The sequence below is a fragment of the Parasphingomonas zepuensis genome (genome assembly GCF_036663735.1).
Classification (GTDB): domain Bacteria; phylum Pseudomonadota; class Alphaproteobacteria; order Sphingomonadales; family Sphingomonadaceae; genus Sphingomonas.
Genome location: NZ_JAXOJO010000002.1, coordinates 173,012 through 190,501, shown reverse-complemented (window position 1 = coordinate 190,501; position 17,490 = coordinate 173,012). Strand labels below are relative to the sequence as shown.

The 17,490-nt window shown below is 64.7% G+C and carries 16 protein-coding genes and 1 pseudogene; 10 read left to right on the top strand and 7 right to left on the bottom strand.

Going from position 1 to position 17,490, the window contains the following annotated elements; all coding sequences use genetic code 11:
• Positions 1-37: 37 nt before the first annotated feature.
• The 4 genes and pseudogenes from mmsB to U1769_RS07420 form a co-directional block, all read right to left on the bottom strand.
• A pseudogene (gene mmsB / locus U1769_RS07435) lies at positions 38-934 on the bottom strand (3-hydroxyisobutyrate dehydrogenase); the annotation flags it as partial.
• The gene (locus U1769_RS07430) at positions 924-1,700 is read right to left on the bottom strand and encodes an enoyl-CoA hydratase (RefSeq protein WP_332714260.1); all 777 of its coding nucleotides are present in this window, start codon (positions 1,698-1,700) and stop codon (positions 924-926) included. The pseudogene mmsB and the gene U1769_RS07430, both read right to left, overlap by 11 nt.
• 10 nt (positions 1,701-1,710) lie before the next feature.
• The gene (locus U1769_RS07425) at positions 1,711-2,751 is read right to left on the bottom strand and encodes an enoyl-CoA hydratase/isomerase family protein (protein WP_332714257.1); all 1,041 of its coding nucleotides are present in this window, start codon (positions 2,749-2,751) and stop codon (positions 1,711-1,713) included.
• Positions 2,748-3,893 carry an acyl-CoA dehydrogenase family protein gene (locus U1769_RS07420; RefSeq protein ID WP_332714255.1) on the bottom strand — a complete coding sequence of 382 codons (1,146 nt, stop codon included), beginning with the start codon at positions 3,891-3,893 and terminating at the stop codon, positions 2,748-2,750. Before U1769_RS07420 ends, U1769_RS07425 begins: the two co-directional genes overlap by 4 nt.
• A gap of 158 nt (positions 3,894-4,051) precedes the next feature.
• Between U1769_RS07420 and U1769_RS07415 the strand changes: the two genes are divergently transcribed.
• Both U1769_RS07415 and U1769_RS07410 read left to right on the top strand, forming a co-directional pair.
• Positions 4,052-5,086 (top strand): AraC family transcriptional regulator, encoded by a 1,035-nt coding sequence (locus tag U1769_RS07415; protein ID WP_332714252.1) that lies wholly within the window; start codon positions 4,052-4,054, stop codon positions 5,084-5,086.
• Positions 5,087-5,194: 108 nt separating this feature from the next.
• The gene (locus U1769_RS07410) at positions 5,195-5,992 is read left to right on the top strand and encodes a sterol desaturase family protein (RefSeq protein ID WP_332714249.1); all 798 of its coding nucleotides are present in this window, start codon (positions 5,195-5,197) and stop codon (positions 5,990-5,992) included.
• 64 nt (positions 5,993-6,056) lie between these two features.
• Here the strand turns inward: U1769_RS07410 and U1769_RS07405 are convergent, their stop codons facing one another.
• Positions 6,057-7,556 (bottom strand): CoA-acylating methylmalonate-semialdehyde dehydrogenase, encoded by a 1,500-nt coding sequence (locus U1769_RS07405; RefSeq protein WP_332714246.1) that lies wholly within the window; start codon positions 7,554-7,556, stop codon positions 6,057-6,059.
• Between the two features lie 314 nt (positions 7,557-7,870).
• Here U1769_RS07405 and U1769_RS07400 point away from each other — a divergent pair, with 314 nt between their 5' ends.
• Positions 7,871-8,986: a 5-methyltetrahydropteroyltriglutamate--homocysteine S-methyltransferase gene (locus U1769_RS07400; RefSeq protein WP_332714243.1), complete on the top strand. Its 1,116-nt coding sequence runs from the start codon at positions 7,871-7,873 to the stop codon at positions 8,984-8,986.
• Positions 8,987-9,198: 212 nt separating this feature from the next.
• On the opposite strand, the gene U1769_RS07395 is transcribed toward U1769_RS07400, so the two are convergent.
• Entirely contained in the window at positions 9,199-10,494 is a 1,296-nt protein-coding gene (locus tag U1769_RS07395) for a hypothetical protein (protein ID WP_332714240.1), read from the bottom strand.
• A 402-nt stretch (positions 10,495-10,896) separates the two neighbouring features.
• Complete coding sequence (locus U1769_RS07390) at positions 10,897-11,829, bottom strand: helix-turn-helix domain-containing protein (protein ID WP_332714238.1); 933 nt, start codon at positions 11,827-11,829, stop codon at positions 10,897-10,899.
• 171 nt (positions 11,830-12,000) lie between these two features.
• On the opposite strand from U1769_RS07390, the gene U1769_RS07385 reads away from it, so the two are divergent.
• From U1769_RS07385 to U1769_RS07355, 7 genes are all read left to right on the top strand, one after another.
• Complete coding sequence (locus tag U1769_RS07385; RefSeq protein WP_332714235.1) at positions 12,001-12,951, top strand: NADP-dependent oxidoreductase; 951 nt, start codon at positions 12,001-12,003, stop codon at positions 12,949-12,951.
• Positions 12,948-13,232 (top strand): hexameric tyrosine-coordinated heme protein, encoded by a 285-nt coding sequence (locus U1769_RS07380; protein WP_332714232.1) that lies wholly within the window; start codon positions 12,948-12,950, stop codon positions 13,230-13,232. Before U1769_RS07385 ends, U1769_RS07380 begins: the two co-directional genes overlap by 4 nt.
• Before the next feature lie 874 nt (positions 13,233-14,106).
• Complete coding sequence (locus U1769_RS07375) at positions 14,107-15,009, top strand: LysR family transcriptional regulator (protein ID WP_332714229.1); 903 nt, start codon at positions 14,107-14,109, stop codon at positions 15,007-15,009.
• A gap of 1 nt (position 15,010) precedes the next feature.
• Positions 15,011-15,493, top strand: coding sequence for a GreA/GreB family elongation factor (locus U1769_RS07370; protein ID WP_332714226.1), 483 nt, complete (start codon positions 15,011-15,013; stop codon positions 15,491-15,493).
• Between the two features lie 23 nt (positions 15,494-15,516).
• Positions 15,517-15,975, top strand: a complete 459-nt coding sequence (locus U1769_RS07365) for a YaiI/YqxD family protein (protein ID WP_332715752.1) — start codon at positions 15,517-15,519, stop codon at positions 15,973-15,975.
• Positions 15,972-16,154, top strand: coding sequence for a hypothetical protein (locus tag U1769_RS07360; RefSeq protein ID WP_299908929.1), 183 nt, complete (start codon positions 15,972-15,974; stop codon positions 16,152-16,154). Before U1769_RS07365 ends, U1769_RS07360 begins: the two co-directional genes overlap by 4 nt.
• A 133-nt stretch (positions 16,155-16,287) precedes the next feature.
• The gene (locus U1769_RS07355) at positions 16,288-17,490 is read left to right on the top strand and encodes an efflux RND transporter periplasmic adaptor subunit (RefSeq protein WP_332714219.1); all 1,203 of its coding nucleotides are present in this window, start codon (positions 16,288-16,290) and stop codon (positions 17,488-17,490) included.

The following is a 17,490-nucleotide window of genomic DNA, read 5'->3' as shown; positions in this document are numbered from 1 at the left end:
CGCCGTTTGCGCGGCGGATGGGCCGATCGGCCGTCGATCAGTGCGCGCCGTCCAGCAGGCGGATGATCGCGGAGAAATCCAGCCCGCCCTGCCCTTCCGCCGCGAAGCGTTCGTAGAGCTCGGCGGCCTTCGCGCCCATCGGGGTGTCGGCATGCGCTTCGGCCGCAGCCTCCATGGCGAGGCGCAGGTCCTTGAGCATCAGCGCCGTCGCGAAGCCGCCCTGATAATCGTGATCGGCCGGCGTATCCGGACCGACGCCGGGCAGCGGCGCATAGCTCGTCATCGACCAGCTCTGGCCGGACGAGACCGAGGCGATATCGAAGAATTTCTGCGGGTCGAGGCCGAGCTTCTGCGCCAGCAGGAACGCCTCGCACGTCGCGACCATGGTCGCGCCGAGCAGCATGTTGTTGGCGATCTTCGCGGTCTGTCCGGTGCCGCTGTCTCCGGCATGGATCACGGCCTTGCCCATGTCGGACAGGAAGGGCTCGGCCCGATCGAAAGCTTCGGCGCTGCCGCCGACCATGAAGGTGAGCGTGCCGGCATTGGCCGCGGCGATGCCCCCCGAAACGGGCGCATCGACCGCTGACAGGCCCTTGGCGAGCGCCGCTTCACCGATCCGCCTGGCCGTGGCGACATCGATCGTCGAGCAGTCGATCAGGATCGCGGAGGCAGGCGCTGTGCCGAACAGGCTTTCGCCATAGACCTGCTCCACATGCTTGCCCGCGGGCAGCATGGTGATGATCGCCTCGGCGCCGTCGGCGGCCTCGGCGGCGCTGGCGACGGTCAGGCATCCGGCGGCCCTGGCCCGCTCCAGCGCTTCGGCTGAAAGGTCATAGGCGCGGACGTCATGCCCCTTCTTCGCGAGGTTCGCGGCCATGCCACCGCCCATGTTGCCGAGACCGATGAATCCGACGCGTGCCATGTTACTTCCCCGTCCAGTTACCGGGGCGTTTCTCGACGAACGCCGCCATGCCTTCCTTCTGGTCGCCCGTGCCGAACAGGCCGTGGAACAGGCGCCGCTCGAACTGCACGCCCATCGCGAGCCCGGTCTCGAACGCCGCGTTGACCATTTCCTTGTTCGCCTTGACCGCAAGCGGCGCCATCGAGGCGATCGTCGCGGCGGTCTTCAGCGCTTCCTCGACCAGATCTGCGGCGGGGACGATGCGGCTGACGAGGCCGGCGCGTTCGGCTTCCTCGGCGCCCATCATCCGGCCGGTAAGGCACATCTCCATCGCCTTGGCCTTGCCCACGGCGCGCGTTAGCCGCTGCGAGCCGCCCATGCCGGGCGCGACGGCGAGCTTGATCTCGGGCTGGCCGAACTTTGCGGTGTCCGCGGCGAGGATGAAATCGCACATCATCGCCAGTTCGCATCCGCCGCCAAGCGCGAAGCCGGCGACCGCGGCGATGATCGGCTTGCGCGTCGCGGTGAACTTCTCCCAGCCGGCGAAGAAATTGTGGCCGTACATGTCGGCAAAGCCCTGGGCCTGCATCTCCTTGATGTCGGCGCCTGCGGCGAAGGCCTTTTCGCTGCCGGTGAGGACCGCGCAGCCCTGGCTGTCGTCCGCGTCGAACGCGGCGGTCGCGGCAATCAGATCGGCGAGCACCTGGCTGTTGAGCGCATTGAGCGCCTGGGGCCGGTTGAGCGTGATCAGCGTGACGGCGCCACGCTGCTCGACGAGGAGGGTTTCGTAGTCTGCCATGGCTATGTCCTTATGCGGGGGTCCAGGCCTCGCCGTCGGGCAAGGGGGAAAAGATCTGATCGATGACGTGATCGGTCACGCCCTCTGGCGTGGGCGGATCCCATCGGGGCGCGTTATCCTTGTCGACGATGACGGCGCGGACGCCTTCGAGGAAATCGTGACGCTGCACGACATGCGCGCCGACGGCATATTCCTGACGCATCTCGTCCTCGAAGGTCGGCATCATTGCGCCTTCGTGGAGCAGGCGGAGCGAGACCTTCATCGTCTGCGGCGATTTGGTGCGCAAGGTGGCGAGCTGCTGCTGCGCCCATTCGCCCGGATCGGCCTCCAGCGCAGCGACAATATCCTCTAGCACGTCGGACGCGAACAGGCGGTCGATCGCGTCGCGATGCCCCAGGATGCGGGCGTCGGGGGCGGGTACCGACAGCTCGTCGAGGATCTCGGCGATCCGCTGGGGCTCCGCGGTGATGCGTGCCTTGGCGTCGTCAAGCCGGTCGCCCGGCAGATAATGGCTGGCGAGGCCGAGCGCGAGGCATTCGGCGCCGTCGAGCCGGTGGCCGGTCAGCGCGAGATATTGCCCGGTGCGGCCCGGCAAGCGGGACAGATACCAGCCGCCGCCGACATCGGGGAACAGGCCGATGCCCGTCTCCGGCATGGCGAGCCGGGTGTTCTCGGTCGCGACGCGGTATTTCGCCGGCTGCGACAGGCCGACGCCCCCGCCCATGGTGATGCCGTCCATGAAGGCGGCGACCGGCTTGGCATAAGTGAACAGGCGGTGGTTCATGCGATATTCGGTGTGGAAGAAGGCACGCGCTTCGGCGCCGTCCTTCGCGCCGCTTTCGGCGAGCATGCGGATGTCGCCGCCGGCACAGAAACCGCGGCCCTCGGCATGGTCGATCAGCACTGCCTCGATATCGAGATCGGTGCGCCATTCCTCCAGCGCATCGAGGATCGTGGCGCACATTGCCGTGGTGAGGGCATGGATCGCCTTGGGCCGGTTCAGCCGGATGCGGGCGACCTTGCCGTCGCGTGGGGTGAGGACATCGCTCACTGCCGTGTCAGCTCCCGGCCGACGATCATGCGCATGACCTGGTTGGTGCCCTCGAGGATCGAATGGACGCGCAGGTCGCGCCAGAAGCGTTCGATCGGATAGTCCATCAGATAGCCATAGCCCCCATGGAGCTGCAACGCGCGGTCCGCGACGGACGATCCGGTGTCGGTGGCGAGGCGCTTGGCCATGGCGGCGAACTTGGTCTTGTCCGGGGCGTTGGCGGTCACCTTCGCGGCGGCCATGTAGAGCAAAGCGCGGGCTGCCTCGAGCTCGGTCGCCATGTCGGCAAGCATGAATTGGGTGTTCTGGAAATCGGCGATGGCGGTGCCGAACTGCTTGCGCTCCCTGGTGTATTTGACTGCCTCGTCGAGGCAGCGCTGCGCACCCCCGAGCGAGCAGGCGCCGATGTTGAGCCGGCCGCCGTCGAGGCCCATCATCGCGATGCGGAACCCCTCCCCTTCGGCGCCGACGAGGTTTTCCTTCGGCACGCGGACGCCGTCGAACATGACTTGCGCGGTCGGCTGCGAATGCCAGCCGAGCTTGCGCTCCTGCGCGCCGAAGCTCACGCCGGGCATGTCCTTCTCGATCACCAGGCAGGAAATGCCCTTCGGGCCATCCTCTCCGGTGCGGACCATGGTGACGTAGATCTCGTTCTCGCCGCCGCCCGAGATGAACTGCTTGGAACCGGTCACGACATAATCGTCGCCGTCCTTCACCGCCCTGGTCTTCAGCGCCGCGGCGTCGGAGCCCGAGCCGGGTTCTGTCAGGCAATAGCTGGCGATCTCGTCCATGGTGACGAGGCGGGGGAGATATTTGTCCTTCACCGCCTGGCTGCCGAAACGGTCGATCATCCAGGACGCCATGTTGTGGATCGAGATGAAGGCCGAGGTGGAGGCGCAGCCATACGCCATCGACTCCATGATCAGCGCCGCTTCCAGCCGGCCGAGATTGATCCCGCCGCTTTCCTCCGAGACGTAGATCGACGCGAAGCCGAGTTCGGCCGCGGCCTTGATCGTGTCGCGTGGGAAGATGTGCTTCTCGTCCCATTCGGCGGCGAAAGGGGTGATGCGATCGGCGGTGAATTTCCGGGCAAGGTCCTGGATCTCGCGCTGATCGTCGGTGAGGTCGAATTGCTGGGTCATCTGGATGTTCCTGAAGGAAAAAAACCGGATCGCCTGGCCGGCGAAGCGGAGTTTCCGTACACGGGAGGCATGTCTATCGTGCTTGTTGGAGATTTCCCACAGGCGCGATGGACGGGGTTTCGCGGCCAAGCCATAACGGGTGCGATATGGCGCAACTGATGCTTCTGGACACGGTGATGCGGGTGCTGGCGATCGGCCAGCTGCTGCTGATCGCGATGGTGATCGGGCGTGGCCAGGCACCGAGGCGAATCCGCATCGCGACGGCGATGCTGCTGATCGGCGTGAGCTGCTACCTCACGCTCGCGACCTATCTGTTCAGGCCCACCGAGGGAGCAGTCTGGGCGCTCATCCAGCTCGCCGCGCAATCGGTGCCGCTGATGCTGTGGATCTTCGCGCACCTGCTGTTCGAGCGGCCGATTGATCGCCGGGCCCTGATCGCGGGCATCATCGTGACCGTCGGATGCTGGGCCTGCTTCTTCTTCGCTCGCATCGCCGGGTTTGACCTGCGGGTGGAGATCGCCTGGGTTCAGCGTGGTGCCTCCCTCGTCCTGGCCGGCCATGCCATCCTGATCGCCATCCGCGAACGGGGCGACGATCTGATCGAGAAGCGCCGCCAGCTGCGTGTCGGGTTCGTGGTCGTGGTGGGCACGCTGGCCTTCGTCGTCATCGTGCTGGAGATGCTGTTCGGATTTCGCCGTGCGGACCCGGGCATCGCCCTCGCCCAGGCCGCCGCCATCCTGATCGCGACGACCGCGATGGGCGTGGCCCTGCTGCAGAGCGACCCCGACCTGCTGTTCGACCCCGCACAACCGGAAACCGCCCCCGCCCCGAGCTTCAGCCCATCCGAACATGTGCTCAATCGCAAGCTGGAAGCGGCGATCGCGCAGGCGGTCTATCGCGAGCCGGGCCTCAGCATCGGCGCACTGGCCGAGCTGCTGGAAACGCCGGAGCACCGGCTGCGCAGCCTGATCAACCAGCGGCTTGGCTATCGCAACTTCTCGGCCTTCCTCAACCATCATCGCATCGGCGAAGCCAGGGCGTTGCTGGTCGATCCGACTCATGTGGACCTGCCGATCCTGACCATCGCGATGGACCTGGGCTACGGCTCGCTCGCCCCGTTCAACCGCGCGTTCCGCGAAACGGTCGGCCAGTCGCCGAGCGAATATCGCCGGGCGAACATCGTGCGGAACTGAAAAGATGCGATCGATTCCGGAATCGATCGGCATTTTTTGCCCTGACGCAGCCTCGCCGGCCGCGGCTGCATAGACACCTGACAGACCGCAATCGAACGGAGCATCAGCGTGATCGGAATCCTGCAAACCATTGGCGCGCACTGGCTGCACAGCTTCAACATAGAGATGATCCGATACCTGATCGGGGCCGCCGGAATCGCGCTGCTCTATTGGCTGTTGCGCCGCTGGATCGCCCCGCGCCGTATCCAGCAACGCACTGCGACCATGGCGGACCGCCGGCGCGAGGTGATGTTGTCGGTGAAGACCGTCGCCGTTTTCGGCGTGGTCGATCTGATCGCCTTCTCGCTGGTCGCCGGCGGCGTCATCGGCATCGCGCATGATTTCAATCCGGGCATCATCGCCGTGCAGATCGTCGCGCTGGCGATCGCGCACGACACCTGGTTCTACTGGATGCACCGCGGGCTCCATCTCCGGGCGATGTTCCGCCGGGCGCATGCCGCGCACCACCAGTCGCGCACGCCGACCTCCTGGGCATCCTATGCCTTTGCGCCGATCGAAGCCGTGTTCGAGGCACTGTATGTCCCGATCGCCCTGCTGCTCCTGTCGCGGTTCGGGCCGGTCTATCCGCTCGCCGCGTTCATTTTCATGGGCCACCAGATCGCGCGCAACGCGATCGGGCATTCCGGGCATGAACTCGCCTGGTCGGGCTTCACCCGGTCGCCGTGGACCGGCTGGCTGACGACGACCACGCACCACGACCTGCACCACAGCGAGGGCCGTTATAATTTCGGGCTCTACTTCACCTGGTGGGACCGGTGGATGGGCACCGAGCATCCGAAATATCATGCGCGGTTCGAGAGTGTGGCGGGGCGCAATTCGGTGGAAGGCAGCCCGGCCACCGCCTGACCCTTATCGCCACGGATCCCGACGGGTCCGTGGCAATAGAAATCGAGGCAGCCGAGCAAATGCCTCACCCCATGGTCGGGATGACGAAGGCATTGGCGGCATCGCCAACCCCACCGTCGGGCCAGCGCTGCGTGACCGTCTTGACCTTGGTCCAGAACTTCACGCCTTCCATGCCGTGCTGGTTGGTGTCGCCGAACGCCGAGCGCTTCCAGCCGCCAAAGGTGTGATAGGCGACCGGCACCGGGATCGGCACGTTGATGCCGACCATGCCGACATTGACGCGCGCAGCGAATTCGCGCGCGGCGTGGCCGTTGCGCGTGAAGATGGCGACGCCGTTGCCGTACTGATGCTCGCTCGGCAGGCGGAGCGCATGTTCGAAATCGTCGGCGCGGACGATCTGCAGCACGGGACCGAAAATCTCTTCCTTGTAGGCCTGCATGTCGGGCGTGACGTGATCGAACAGCGACGGGCCGATAAAGAAGCCCTTCTCATGCCCCTGCAATTCGAAGCCGCGGCCGTCGACCACCAGCTCGGCGCCTTCATCGACGCCGGTCTGGATCCAGTTTTCGATGCGCTGCTTGTGCGCGGCGTTGACCACCGGGCCGTAATGCGCATCCTTGTCGGTCGACACGCCAACGCGCAGTGCTGCGATCGCCGGGATCAGCTTCTCGCGCAGAGCGACAGCCGTCTTCTCGCCGACCGGTACGACCACCGGCAGCGCCATGCAGCGCTCGCCAGCCGAGCCGAAGGCAGCGCCCGACAGATCGGCGACGACCTGGTCGAGATCGGCATCGGGCATGACGATGCCGTGGTTCTTGGCGCCGCCCATCGCCTGGACGCGCTTGCCCGCCGCGACGCCGCGGCTGTAGACATAGTGCGCGATATCCGAGGAGCCGACGAAGCTCACCGCCGCGATGGCGGGATGATCGAGGATCGCATCGACCATTTCCTTGTCGCCGTGAACGACCTGGAAGATGCCCTCGGGCAGGCCGGCCTCTCGGAACAGCTCGCCGAGCCGCACCGGCACGCTCGGATCGCGCTCGCTCGGCTTCAGGATGAAGGCGTTGCCGGTGGCGATGGCCACGCCCGACATCCACAGGGGGATCATCGCGGGGAAGTTGAACGGGGTGATGCCGGCGCCGATGCCGAGCGGCTGGCGCATCGAATAGACGTCGATGCCGGGGCCGGCGCCCTGGGTATATTCGCCCTTCAGCACGTGCGGGATGCCGCAGCAGAATTCGATCACCTCGAGCCCGCGCTGGATATCGCCCTTCGAATCCGCGACGACCTTGCCGTGTTCGGACGAGAGCAGCTCGGCGAGCGCGTCCATGTTCTGTTCGACCAGCGCCTTGAAGTTGAACATCACGCGGGCGCGGCGCTGCGGGTTGGTCGCGGCCCAGGCGGGTTGCGCCTGCTGCGCGGCGGCGATGGCGGCATCGAGCACGGCCTGGTCGCCGAGATTGACGGTCGCCTGGACCTGGCCGGTATTGGGATTGAACACATCGCCGGTGCGGCCCGAACCGCCACCCGAGAGGCCCGCGACGTGATGATCGATGAGGCGCATATCCAATTTTCCCAAAACTTTTGTGCTTCTCCCTTACGCTTGGGAATTTTGCAGGCAAGGTGTGGAGGGTGCAGCTCGGGGCTGCAATTATGCAGGACGTGCGGGGTTTGGGACCGGCGTCGGGATAGTGAGCCGCCATCATCATTGCGCTTGCACGTACGAGCACCGCCGGACGATCGGGCAGCCGCGCGCCGCTCGCGCCGATTATGGTCTATTAAAGATATAAAGATATCTTTATATCACTGTTGACGAGCTTATCGGTAAGCTGCCAAAGGCACCCGGCATTCGTTATCTCACACAACAAGAGGCTCTCGATGTCGTCCAATCCTCCGTTCCGTGCCGATCATGTCGGCAGTTTTCTCCGTCCCGTCGCTCTGATCGCCGCACGCGATCGCTTCGCCGCCGGCGAGATCGACGCCGCCGCTTTGCGTGAGGTCGAGGACGCTGCGATCCGCGACGTGGTGGCCTTTCAGGAAGGTCTGGGCCTGAAGGGGATCACCGACGGCGAATATCGGCGCACCTTCTTCCACACCGATTTCCTGCTGCAGCTCGACGGCATCGAACAGGAGGGCGGCATGGAAGTGAGTTTCCAGCATGCCGCCGGCAAGGCCATCAACTTCGCCCCGCCGCGCATGGTCGTGACGGGCAAGGTCGCTCATGCAAAGCCGATCCAGCGCGCCGATTTCGAGTTCCTGGCCGGCGCGACCAGCGAAACGGCCAAGGTCACCATTCCGTCGCCGACGATGCTGCACTTTCGGGCGGGCCGGGAAGGAATCAGCGAGACGGCCTATCCCGACATGGCGGAGTTCTTCGCGGATGTGGCGACCGCCTATCGCGCCGAGATCGCCGATCTTTCCGATGCGGGCTGCCGCTACCTCCAGCTCGACGATACGAACCTGGCGTATCTGTGCGATGATACGCAGCGCGAGAATGCGCGTCGGCGCGGGCTCGATCCCGATTCCCTCCCGCGCCACTATGCCGGCATGATCAACGATGCGCTGGCGGGGGCTGCCGACGGCATGTTCACCGCGGTGCATCTCTGTCGTGGCAATTTCCGGTCCAGCTGGGCCGCAGAGGGCGGTTATGAGCCGGTCGCGGAGATCATGTTCAACGAACTGAATATCGACGCCTTCTTCCTCGAATATGACGATGTCCGCTCAGGCGATTTCGCGCCGCTCCGCTTCGTGCCCAAGGGCAAGACGGTGGTGCTGGGCCTGGTCACGACCAAATTGGGGTCGCTCGAATCCCGCGACGATATCCTGCGCCGGATCGAGGAAGCGGCCAGTTTCGTCCCGCTGGACCAGTTGGCGCTCTCGCCGCAATGCGGCTTTTCATCGACCGTCCATGGTAACGACATCGCATTTGACCAGCAGGCGGCGAAGATGCGCCTGGTGATGGATGTCGCCGCGGAGGTTTGGGGCACGGCCTGAACGCGAAGGGGCGACGCGCCATAGGCTGTGCCACAGATGTGGCACGCCGCAGATGGCGCGTCGGCCTTCGAAAAGGCGGCCGGTTGGGGGGCGCGCGCCTTTATCGCCGGGCTAGAACGGGAAACCGGCCGCATCCTCCATCTGCTCAAGCCTGGGCCGAAACGGATGAGTTGGGTCGACTGTCACGGGAAATCCATCCGCCCGCGTCATCGCTAGCCTCCTTTCTTGGTGGCGTAGATTGAACGGAGGACGTCGAATGCTCGACGCGAAATAGCCGCCCGCTCGACATTGAAGTCGATCAGTCGCGGAATACGGCGCTTGAAATCAGCGGCCGACATATCGGTGAATTCGAAGCGTTCGCGGGTACCCGCAATCCCTAGCACCCGCAACAAACAGGCGGCAGCCCGAGCTTGCTCGAGCCTCCAAGGTTGTTTTGCCCTAGTTTCGCGTACGCGCCCAAAGCCGTGACAAATGGCGCCGGTGATCCGCCGCTCATCGCCGACCGTGAACCCGGGCGTTTCCAGGCCGATTGGATAGTCGGTATAGAAGTCATTCGCGTTGGGGAAATATCCCGTCTTACCATTAGTAACCGTACGGGCGAGCCCTTCGCGCGCATCGGCTTCTGTTCCGCGAGGACAGCCGTGCAGCGGAGCGGGGACGGAGCAGACCGGCTTATCGCCGGTACAAGCCGTATCCAGATCATAGACGATCATGACGTTGGCGTTCGACTGCACCAACACGACCCTGATCGATCCCATGGCATCGACGAAGCGCGGGTCTTCGAGAATGGTCGCGAAGGCGCCATCAATCGTCGGGTCGCCGGTGCGCTGGATACGAACATCCGATTCCCAGCGGCGTTTGAATTCGGCTACGGGCGCGGCGGGCAGCTTCCCGGCACAGGCCTCGCCCGCGATCTTTCCGTAGGAAGATCCCCATACAAACGCCTCGAAAATCGAGGGCGGAGCAGTGGGCCCGCGATCGAAGGCATTTTGCCTTACCTGCTCGGCAAAGCGCTTCACCGCCGCCGGTTCCGCAAGGCACCTGGGCGACGATGGCTCGGACGCACTGGCCAAAATGGAGGCGGCGAACTGCTTGTCCAGTGTCGGATCCGGTCGCACCGATGGCCAGCAATGTTGCGCTTGCGCGAACATTTTTAGATCCACTCGGGCATCTGCAGCGATGGATCGGGCCGTGGCATAGCGCGCCGAAACCGGGAACGGCGGGTCTCCAGCGATGACCTGAAGCGGCAAGGCAGGCGGTGGTCCGGGAGGCGCGTCGACCGCAATTTCGGGTGTGACGGCCGCGCCCACATTGTTCACGCCGCCGCTACCGCAGGCGCCGGCTCCAAGCGACAGACTTGCCACCGCCGACATGACCCAGAGCCTGCGGGCAATCGCCGACCGGCCAAGGAGCGATTTTGCTATTTTTGAATCGCCCGATAGGCAGATCAAGATCGGGTGCTGCGGCGATCGCGCGGGAATCAAATCTCGATTGCTGGCTATTCGCATCTACACCACCCTTCCGCCTCGCTCACCGTCGCGCTTCAGTATTTCAGCGCATCAAACAGAGCGATGTTTGCAGAATGTTACTGCGATATTCCAAAAGCAAATAATAACTTTGTGTCCATTTAATTGTTATTTACTTTGGTTAATACCAGCTTCAAGATATTGGATTGTCATCCAGATCTTCGCATAACGGTGACTGTGTATCACCCCCTTTACTTGCGGTGCGCGCGGTTAGCATCTGCAAATGACCGACCTCCGGCGCATCGCCCCTGGCATCCCGTACCATGCGGCGCAGCCAGACAACCGTCGCGAGACGGTGTTCTTCGAGGATGGCGACTACGCATTGTACCCCGATCAGCCGTGAATCACATGAGGAGGCAAGCATCGATGTTGTCGCGCAACTGCTCAGGAATATGACCGTCTGTATTCCTGCGGAGTCATGCCAGTCGCGCGCCGAAATGCTCGGGTGAAATTGGTCTGGGACGAGAAGCAGCATGACAGGGCCACATCGAAGAGCGCCCTATCGCCGGTCGTCAGCAACGTCTTCGCATGCTCAAGGCGCATCAGGCCGAGATAGCGGCTCGGCGTCGTGCCGACGCGATTGCGGAACATCCGGATGAAATGAAACGGGCTGAGGCAAGCCACGCCAGCAAGATCCTCGATGCCCAGTTCCTCTTCCAGATGCGCGGCCATATATTCGAGGACCCGGCGCAGGCGCCGATCGTCGAGACCGTGACTGGTCCGCAGCCGATCAAGCCGACCAATGCCGGGATCCGAATATGCCTGTACCAGACGCGCCGTGAGCGAAAGGGCAAGCGACTCCGCCAGCACCCGTCCGGCTGCGGTGGGTGCCCGTAACTCGGCCAGAAGGGTCTTTCCAACCTGCCGGATCAGATTGTCGTCAATGTCCGCCAGATACCGGATGTGATCGGCACGAATTGCTGCGCCGCCCACCAGTTGGGATACATCGTCGAAGCGCGAGGATGGGAGGTATATGTGGAGGCAGTCGTGCCATTCGTACAGAGAGATTTCCTCTTCGCGCACGCCGGCCGGGCAGGTCCAGATCGTGCCGCGGGTCACGACCGTTCGCTGCCGGACGCCATTGCCACAGCGCGCAACCACTGCATTGGGATGACTGTCGATGGCGATGCCAATCTCGGTCTGAGCGAGGTCGAAGGCCGCGATATCTCCGGCGGGGTGGTGCCGCAATTCGGCACCGACCCCGGACCAGGCACATCCCAACGCCGTGTCGAGCACGCCCGCGCCGTATTTCTGTTGACCATGATCATAGAGATTCATCGCGGCCGTCATCCTGACAGCAAAGTGGAAGCGACGCATCTGCTCTTTGGGTCGTCCGCAAACTCAGCAATTTGGGAATAAAGGAACGCAGTCCCGGCAAAGAAGAAGCCTGGGCGCCGATCTACAATCCAGCTTCGCCGAGGAGATTTGGATGACAAGCATCTTGGAAGGACGGCCGGTATCGGTTCGCGATAATGCGGGGTCTCCGCGATGAAGGCCGTCCGGGTGCACGCGTTCGGCGGGCTGGATGCGATGATTTACGAAGAGGTGCCACGACCTGTTCCGGAGGCGGGCCAGGTGCTCGTGAGGGTCGCCGCAGCCGGCGTCGGCCCCTGGGACATATGGGTGCGATCGGGACGCAGCGTTCTTCCGCAGCCTCTGCCGCTGACGCTGGGCGCGGACCTTTCAGGTACCGTCGAGGCTATCGGAGAGGGGGTAACCGGCTTTGCGCTCGGCACGCCGATCTATGGCGTGACCAATTCCCGATTTACCGGCGCCTATGCGGACTATGCGCTGGCCGACGCCGGCATGATCGCCGCGCGCCCCAACCAGCTTAGCGAGATTGAAGCAGCGTCCGTGCCGGTTATCGGCTGCACTGCGCTGCAGATGTTGTTCGAGCATGCCGGAGTAGAGGCCGGCCAGACCGTGCTGGTGATCGGCGGCGCGGGGAATGTCGGCGCTTATGCGGTCCAGCTGGCCATTTTGGCCGGCGCGGAAGTCGTGGCGACCGGCCGCACGCAGGAGCTGGCAAGCATAACCGCGGCCGGGGCGATCGCAGTTGACGCGGGCGCTGGCATACCCGCGCGATTCATGGGCCAGATCGACGCGGTAATCGATACGGTCGGCGGCGTCGCGCTGGAGAGTGCTTTCGAATGGTTGCGCGTCGGCGGCGTGCTCGTCTCTTCGGTCGGGGAGCCGGATCGAGAGCTTGCGCGGCGCCATAAGGTGCGGGCGCAGTTCATGCTCGTCGCGGTCACGACCCACAAGCTTGTCCAGCTCGCCGACCTTTTCTCCACCGGCGATCTGCAGACCCGTATCGGAGAGGTGCTCGGCTTGCCGGACGCACGCCGTGCCCACGCCATGATCGAAACGGGCACCGCTCCCCCGGGAAAATTGATGCTTGTTCCCCAAACGCCACCTTCAGCAAAGGATACACCATGACCGAGGTCCCCACGACGCCGCTGGTTCCCGGAAACTCATTGCTGACGTCCTCACCCGAGGAAGGACGGGCCTTGGCAATGATGCTCGCCCGACACTCGGTTCACGCAATGCAACATCAGCTGGAGGTGTTGCAGAACGGGCGGTCGCAATATGCGCATGATCCGTTCGGCCTGATCGCGGCGAGCCACGTCATTGCGGTTGAGTTCGCCACGATCGCTGCCGCTAATGATTACTGGCGCGGCGTCGCGGCAGGCAGTGCTGCGCTGCAAGCGGAGGCGTGACATCCGACAGCGAATTAGCGGACTGAGCAGGCGCGTCGCTTTCCCGTTCCGTCGATCCTGGAGTTTCGGTGGGAGGCGGGCCGCATCCTCAAGCCCCGCGAGCCTGGGCTGAAACGAGATAGTTAAGTGGACTGTCAGCGGAACTGCCGATGGGGCAGATTGGACGCCTCGTTTATGGGGAGCCAGCGTCGCTGGATCGCCGATCATATTCAGCAATGAACTCGGGATAGCTGGCTTCCAGTGGGCCAACCTCTTCTTTCCAGATCCGGGCGGCGATATGGCTTCGCCTGGTATTCACGTTCCAGGCCATAAGATCACGGGCGCGGACATATTCCCGGAACCACCTGTCTTTGACGACCGGGTCATCCCTCTCGGCATCCGCCTTGGCTTGGGCTCGCTCCCGGATCGCAGCCTCGACGAGACGATCAAGCGCTCGATCGACGATACTCGTTCGCCCGACTATCGCTCCCCGCACGACGCTTTCACCCGGATATCACCGTTTTGAGAAAAAACACAAAAAGGACCGGAGCGCGCGCCTTAGGCGAGAAGAACAGGGCTTCGACACGCTCAGCCCGAACGGTGTGGCGGGATCTACCCATCTCGAAGGTGCGCCAGGCATCGCGTCAGGGATGGCGGTTCGCTTGGGGCAAGCTCGGAAATTTGCAGGTAAGACGCTCAGGGTGCATGGAGGCGCTGCAATTATGCAGGGTGCCGGTCGTTTGGAGTTACCTGTCGCCATCGCCGGATTCGTTCCAGCGTCCACTGCGCCGCATACGCTCGGGCTATGCGTACGTGGCACGGTGGACCCCGGAACAAGTCCGGGGTGACGGACGGGTGGTTTGCGCGGATGCCCATATCGGTGGCGGGATCACGGATGTTCGATTGGGACGACCTGCGGATTTTCCTGGCGGTGGCGCGATCGCGGCAGCTGGCGCCGGCGGCGCGGGCGCTGGGGCTTGATGCGACCACGGTCGGGCGGCGGTTGCGGCGGCTGGCGGCGGCGCTCAAATCCGAATTGTTCGAGATCGAGGCGGGCGAGCGGCGGCTGACCGAGCAGGGCCAGGCGCTGTTCGCGCATGCCGAGACGATGGAGAGCACGGCGCTGCATGCGCTGGGCGAAGTCGGCGGGGATTCCAACCAGGCGACCGGGCATGTCCGGCTGAGCGTCGCCGAGGGCTTCGCCACCTGGGTGCTGGCGCCGCGCCTGCCCGCGTTTCGCGCGCGGCATCCCGATATCCGGCTCGACCTGGTCACCGCGTCCGGCTTCCTCAATCCGTCAAAGCGCGAGGCGGACGTCGCGGTGATGATGGCGCGGCCGCGCCATGGGCGGCTGATCGCGGCCAAGCTCGCCGATTATCGGCTTCGGCTCTATGCCGCGACATCCTATCTCTCCGCGCATGGCCCGATCGGGGAGATCGAGGCGCTGCGCGGCCATGCGCTGATCGGATACGTGCCCGAATTCCTCTATTCGCCCGAGCTCGACTATCTTGGCGAAGTGGCGCAGGGGCTCGATGCGACGCTGCGGTCGACCAGCATCAACGTGCAATATCGCGCGATCGCGAGCGGCGCCGGAATCGGGGTGCTGCCGAGCTTCATCGCCGATCAGGATCCCGGACTGACGATGATCTTTCCGGGCGAAGTGAACATCCTGCGCAGCTTCTGGCTGGTGACGCACAGCGACATGCGGCGGCTCGCCCGGATCGATGCCGTGCTCGGATGGTTGAAAGATTCAGCGACCGGCCGCACTGGGGCCGCCGCATTGAATCTGGGAGACTGACGTGAGCGTCGCATTCCGCCGCGAGAGCGACGAGGAACATAAGGAACCGAAGTTCGAGCTACCGCTGCCGCCCGGGCCGAACCTGGTCACGCGCCGCGGCCTGGCTCTTATGGACAAGCAGGTGGCGGCGCTTGAAGCGGCGATCGCAGCCGAAGCCGACGAGACGGCGCGCGCGGTGCTGCAGCGCGAGCTGCGTTACTGGAACACGCGCCAGACGACGGCGATCGTCGCGCCCGAGCCCGACGGCGGCGAAGTGGCGTTCGGCACCAGCGTGACCTTTCGCCTCAACGGTGCGCTGCGTACGATACAAATCGTCGGCAGCGACGAGGCCGATCCGGCGGCCGGGCGCATCGCCTTCACCGGGCCGCTGGTGAAGGCGATGATGGGCGCCGAAGCCGGCGACACGATCGATTATAACGGGACGAGCGATGCGATCGAGATCGTCGGGATCGAGCGCGCGCGCGGCGAAGATGAACGGGAGTAACGGCGCTGACACACTTTGCGACAATCCGAATCCTTGTCGATGCGGACGCATGCCCCGTAAAGGATGAGGTCTATAAAGTGGCCTTTCGCCATGAGGTGCCAGTGGCCATCGTGAGTAACAGCATCATGCGCATCCCGGTCCATCCGCTCGTCGAGCGGGTGATCGTGAGCGACGGATTCGACGCTGCCGACGACTGGATCGCGGAGCGCGCCAACGCGTCCGCCGTCGTCGTCACCACCGATATCCTGCTGGCGGACCGGTGCCTGAAGGCCGGTGCCACCGTGATCGCGCCGACTGGCCGCCCCTTTACCACCAGCTCGATCGGCGCCGCCGTCGCGACCCGGGCGATCATGGCCGATCTGCGCGCCGGCGGCGACGCGATCGGCGGCCCGGCGCCCTTTGCGAAGACCGATCGGTCGCGGTTCCTGTCGGCGCTCGACCAGGCGCTCGTCACCCTCAAGCGCAAGGCGCAGGCAGCATGAGCGAGGACCGGTTCGAACGCCACCGCCAGCCCTGGACCAGCGACGAGATCCAGAAGCTCCACACGCTCGCCAAGAAGGGCATGGCGCTGAAGGCGATCGCCAAGGCGCTGAAGCGCAGCGAGGAATCGACCAAGGATCGCGCCAAGGCGGATGGGCTTTCCATCGCGAAACTTAGATAGGATATAGGATCCTACCAAAAAGCATTTCCCCGATCGCCGATCGCGGGACAGGTACCACAGGCTGAGGCGATGTTTGGCAGTGTTGCGCGGGGACCAGCGCGCGGTGCAGGCGGGCTGAGGCGATGGAGAACGAATGACCGTGTTATCGCCTTACTCTGCGCGTATTTCCTCGCTGGCGTCGCTTGCCGTGCTGGCGCTGCTTGCCGGCTGCGGCAAGGGCGAGACGCAGGAGGGCGGCCGCGGTCGCCGTGGTCCGCAGGGCCCGCCCCAGGTGGGCTATCTCGTCATCCAGCCGACCAGTGTGGCGATCACGACCGAGCTGTCGGGGCGCACCACCGCCTATGAGAGTTCCGAAGTCCGCCCGCAGGTGTCGGGCGTGATCTACCGGCGGTTCTTCACCGAGGGCACGCTCGTCAAGCAGGGGCAGCCGCTCTACCAGATCGATCCGAGCCTCTATCGTGCATCGGCCAACCAGGCACAGGCCAACCTGGCCAGCGCGACCGCCAGCGCCGAGGCAAGCCGCATCCGGGCCGAGCGCTTCAAGCCGCTCGCCGAGATCGAGGCCGTGGCCAAGCAGGATTATACCGACGCCGTCGCCCAGGCGCGCCAGGCCGAGGCCGCCGTCGCGCAGAACCGCGCCGCGCTGGACACCGCGCGGATCAATTTGCGCTTCACCACCGTTCCCGCGCCGATCAGCGGGCGGATCGGCCGATCGCTGTTCACCGTCGGTGCGCTGGTGACGACCAACCAGGCAGATCCGCTCACCACGATCCAGCGGCTCGATCCGATCTATGTCGATATCCAGCAATCGAGCGCCGACCTGCTCAAGCTGCGCCGCCAGCTTGCCTCGGGCGGGCATACGCCGGCCAATGCGCAGGTGCGCCTGAAGCTGGAGGACGGCAGCGATTACGGCCTGACCGGCACGATCGAATTCTCCGAAGTGGTGGTCAGCCAGACGACCGGCACCGTCACCCTGCGCGCGCGCTTCCCCAATCCGCAGGGGCTGCTGATGCCGGGCATGTTCGTGCGGGCGGCCTTTGCCCAATCGATCGACAACAATGCCTTCCTGATCCCGCAGCCGGCGGTGTCGCGCGATCCCAAGGGCAATGCGACCGTGTTCGTCGTCGGGCCGGACAACAAGGCGATCCAGCGCAGCGTGACCGCGACCCGGCCGATCGGCACCAACTGGGTCGTGACCTCCGGCCTTTCGCGCGGCGACAAGGTGATCGTGCAGGGCGTGGGCAAGACCTTGCCCAATCAGGTCGTACGGCCGGTGCCGGCGAGCCAGCCGGAGCGCATCGGCGCGCCGCAAGGCACCGGCCAGAAGCGCGATTGA

Coding starts and splice junctions, on each gene's coding strand:
- U1769_RS07360 (WP_299908929.1), top strand. CDS start 15,972: ATGAGCGAGGACCGGTTCGAACGCCACCGCCAGCCCTGGACCAGCGAC.
- U1769_RS07395 (WP_332714240.1), bottom strand. CDS start 10,494: ATGCGAATAGCCAGCAATCGAGATTTGATTCCCGCGCGATCGCCGCAG.
- U1769_RS07380 (WP_332714232.1), top strand. CDS start 12,948: ATGACCGAGGTCCCCACGACGCCGCTGGTTCCCGGAAACTCATTGCTG.
- U1769_RS07430 (WP_332714260.1), bottom strand. CDS start 1,700: ATGGCAGACTACGAAACCCTCCTCGTCGAGCAGCGTGGCGCCGTCACG.
- U1769_RS07405 (WP_332714246.1), bottom strand. CDS start 7,556: ATGCGCCTCATCGATCATCACGTCGCGGGCCTCTCGGGTGGCGGTTCG.
- U1769_RS07400 (WP_332714243.1), top strand. CDS start 7,871: ATGTCGTCCAATCCTCCGTTCCGTGCCGATCATGTCGGCAGTTTTCTC.
- U1769_RS07385 (WP_332714235.1), top strand. CDS start 12,001: ATGAAGGCCGTCCGGGTGCACGCGTTCGGCGGGCTGGATGCGATGATT.
- U1769_RS07420 (WP_332714255.1), bottom strand. CDS start 3,893: ATGACCCAGCAATTCGACCTCACCGACGATCAGCGCGAGATCCAGGAC.
- U1769_RS07355 (WP_332714219.1), top strand. CDS start 16,288: ATGACCGTGTTATCGCCTTACTCTGCGCGTATTTCCTCGCTGGCGTCG.
- U1769_RS07390 (WP_332714238.1), bottom strand. CDS start 11,829: ATGCGTCGCTTCCACTTTGCTGTCAGGATGACGGCCGCGATGAATCTC.
- U1769_RS07415 (WP_332714252.1), top strand. CDS start 4,052: ATGCTTCTGGACACGGTGATGCGGGTGCTGGCGATCGGCCAGCTGCTG.
- U1769_RS07375 (WP_332714229.1), top strand. CDS start 14,107: ATGTTCGATTGGGACGACCTGCGGATTTTCCTGGCGGTGGCGCGATCG.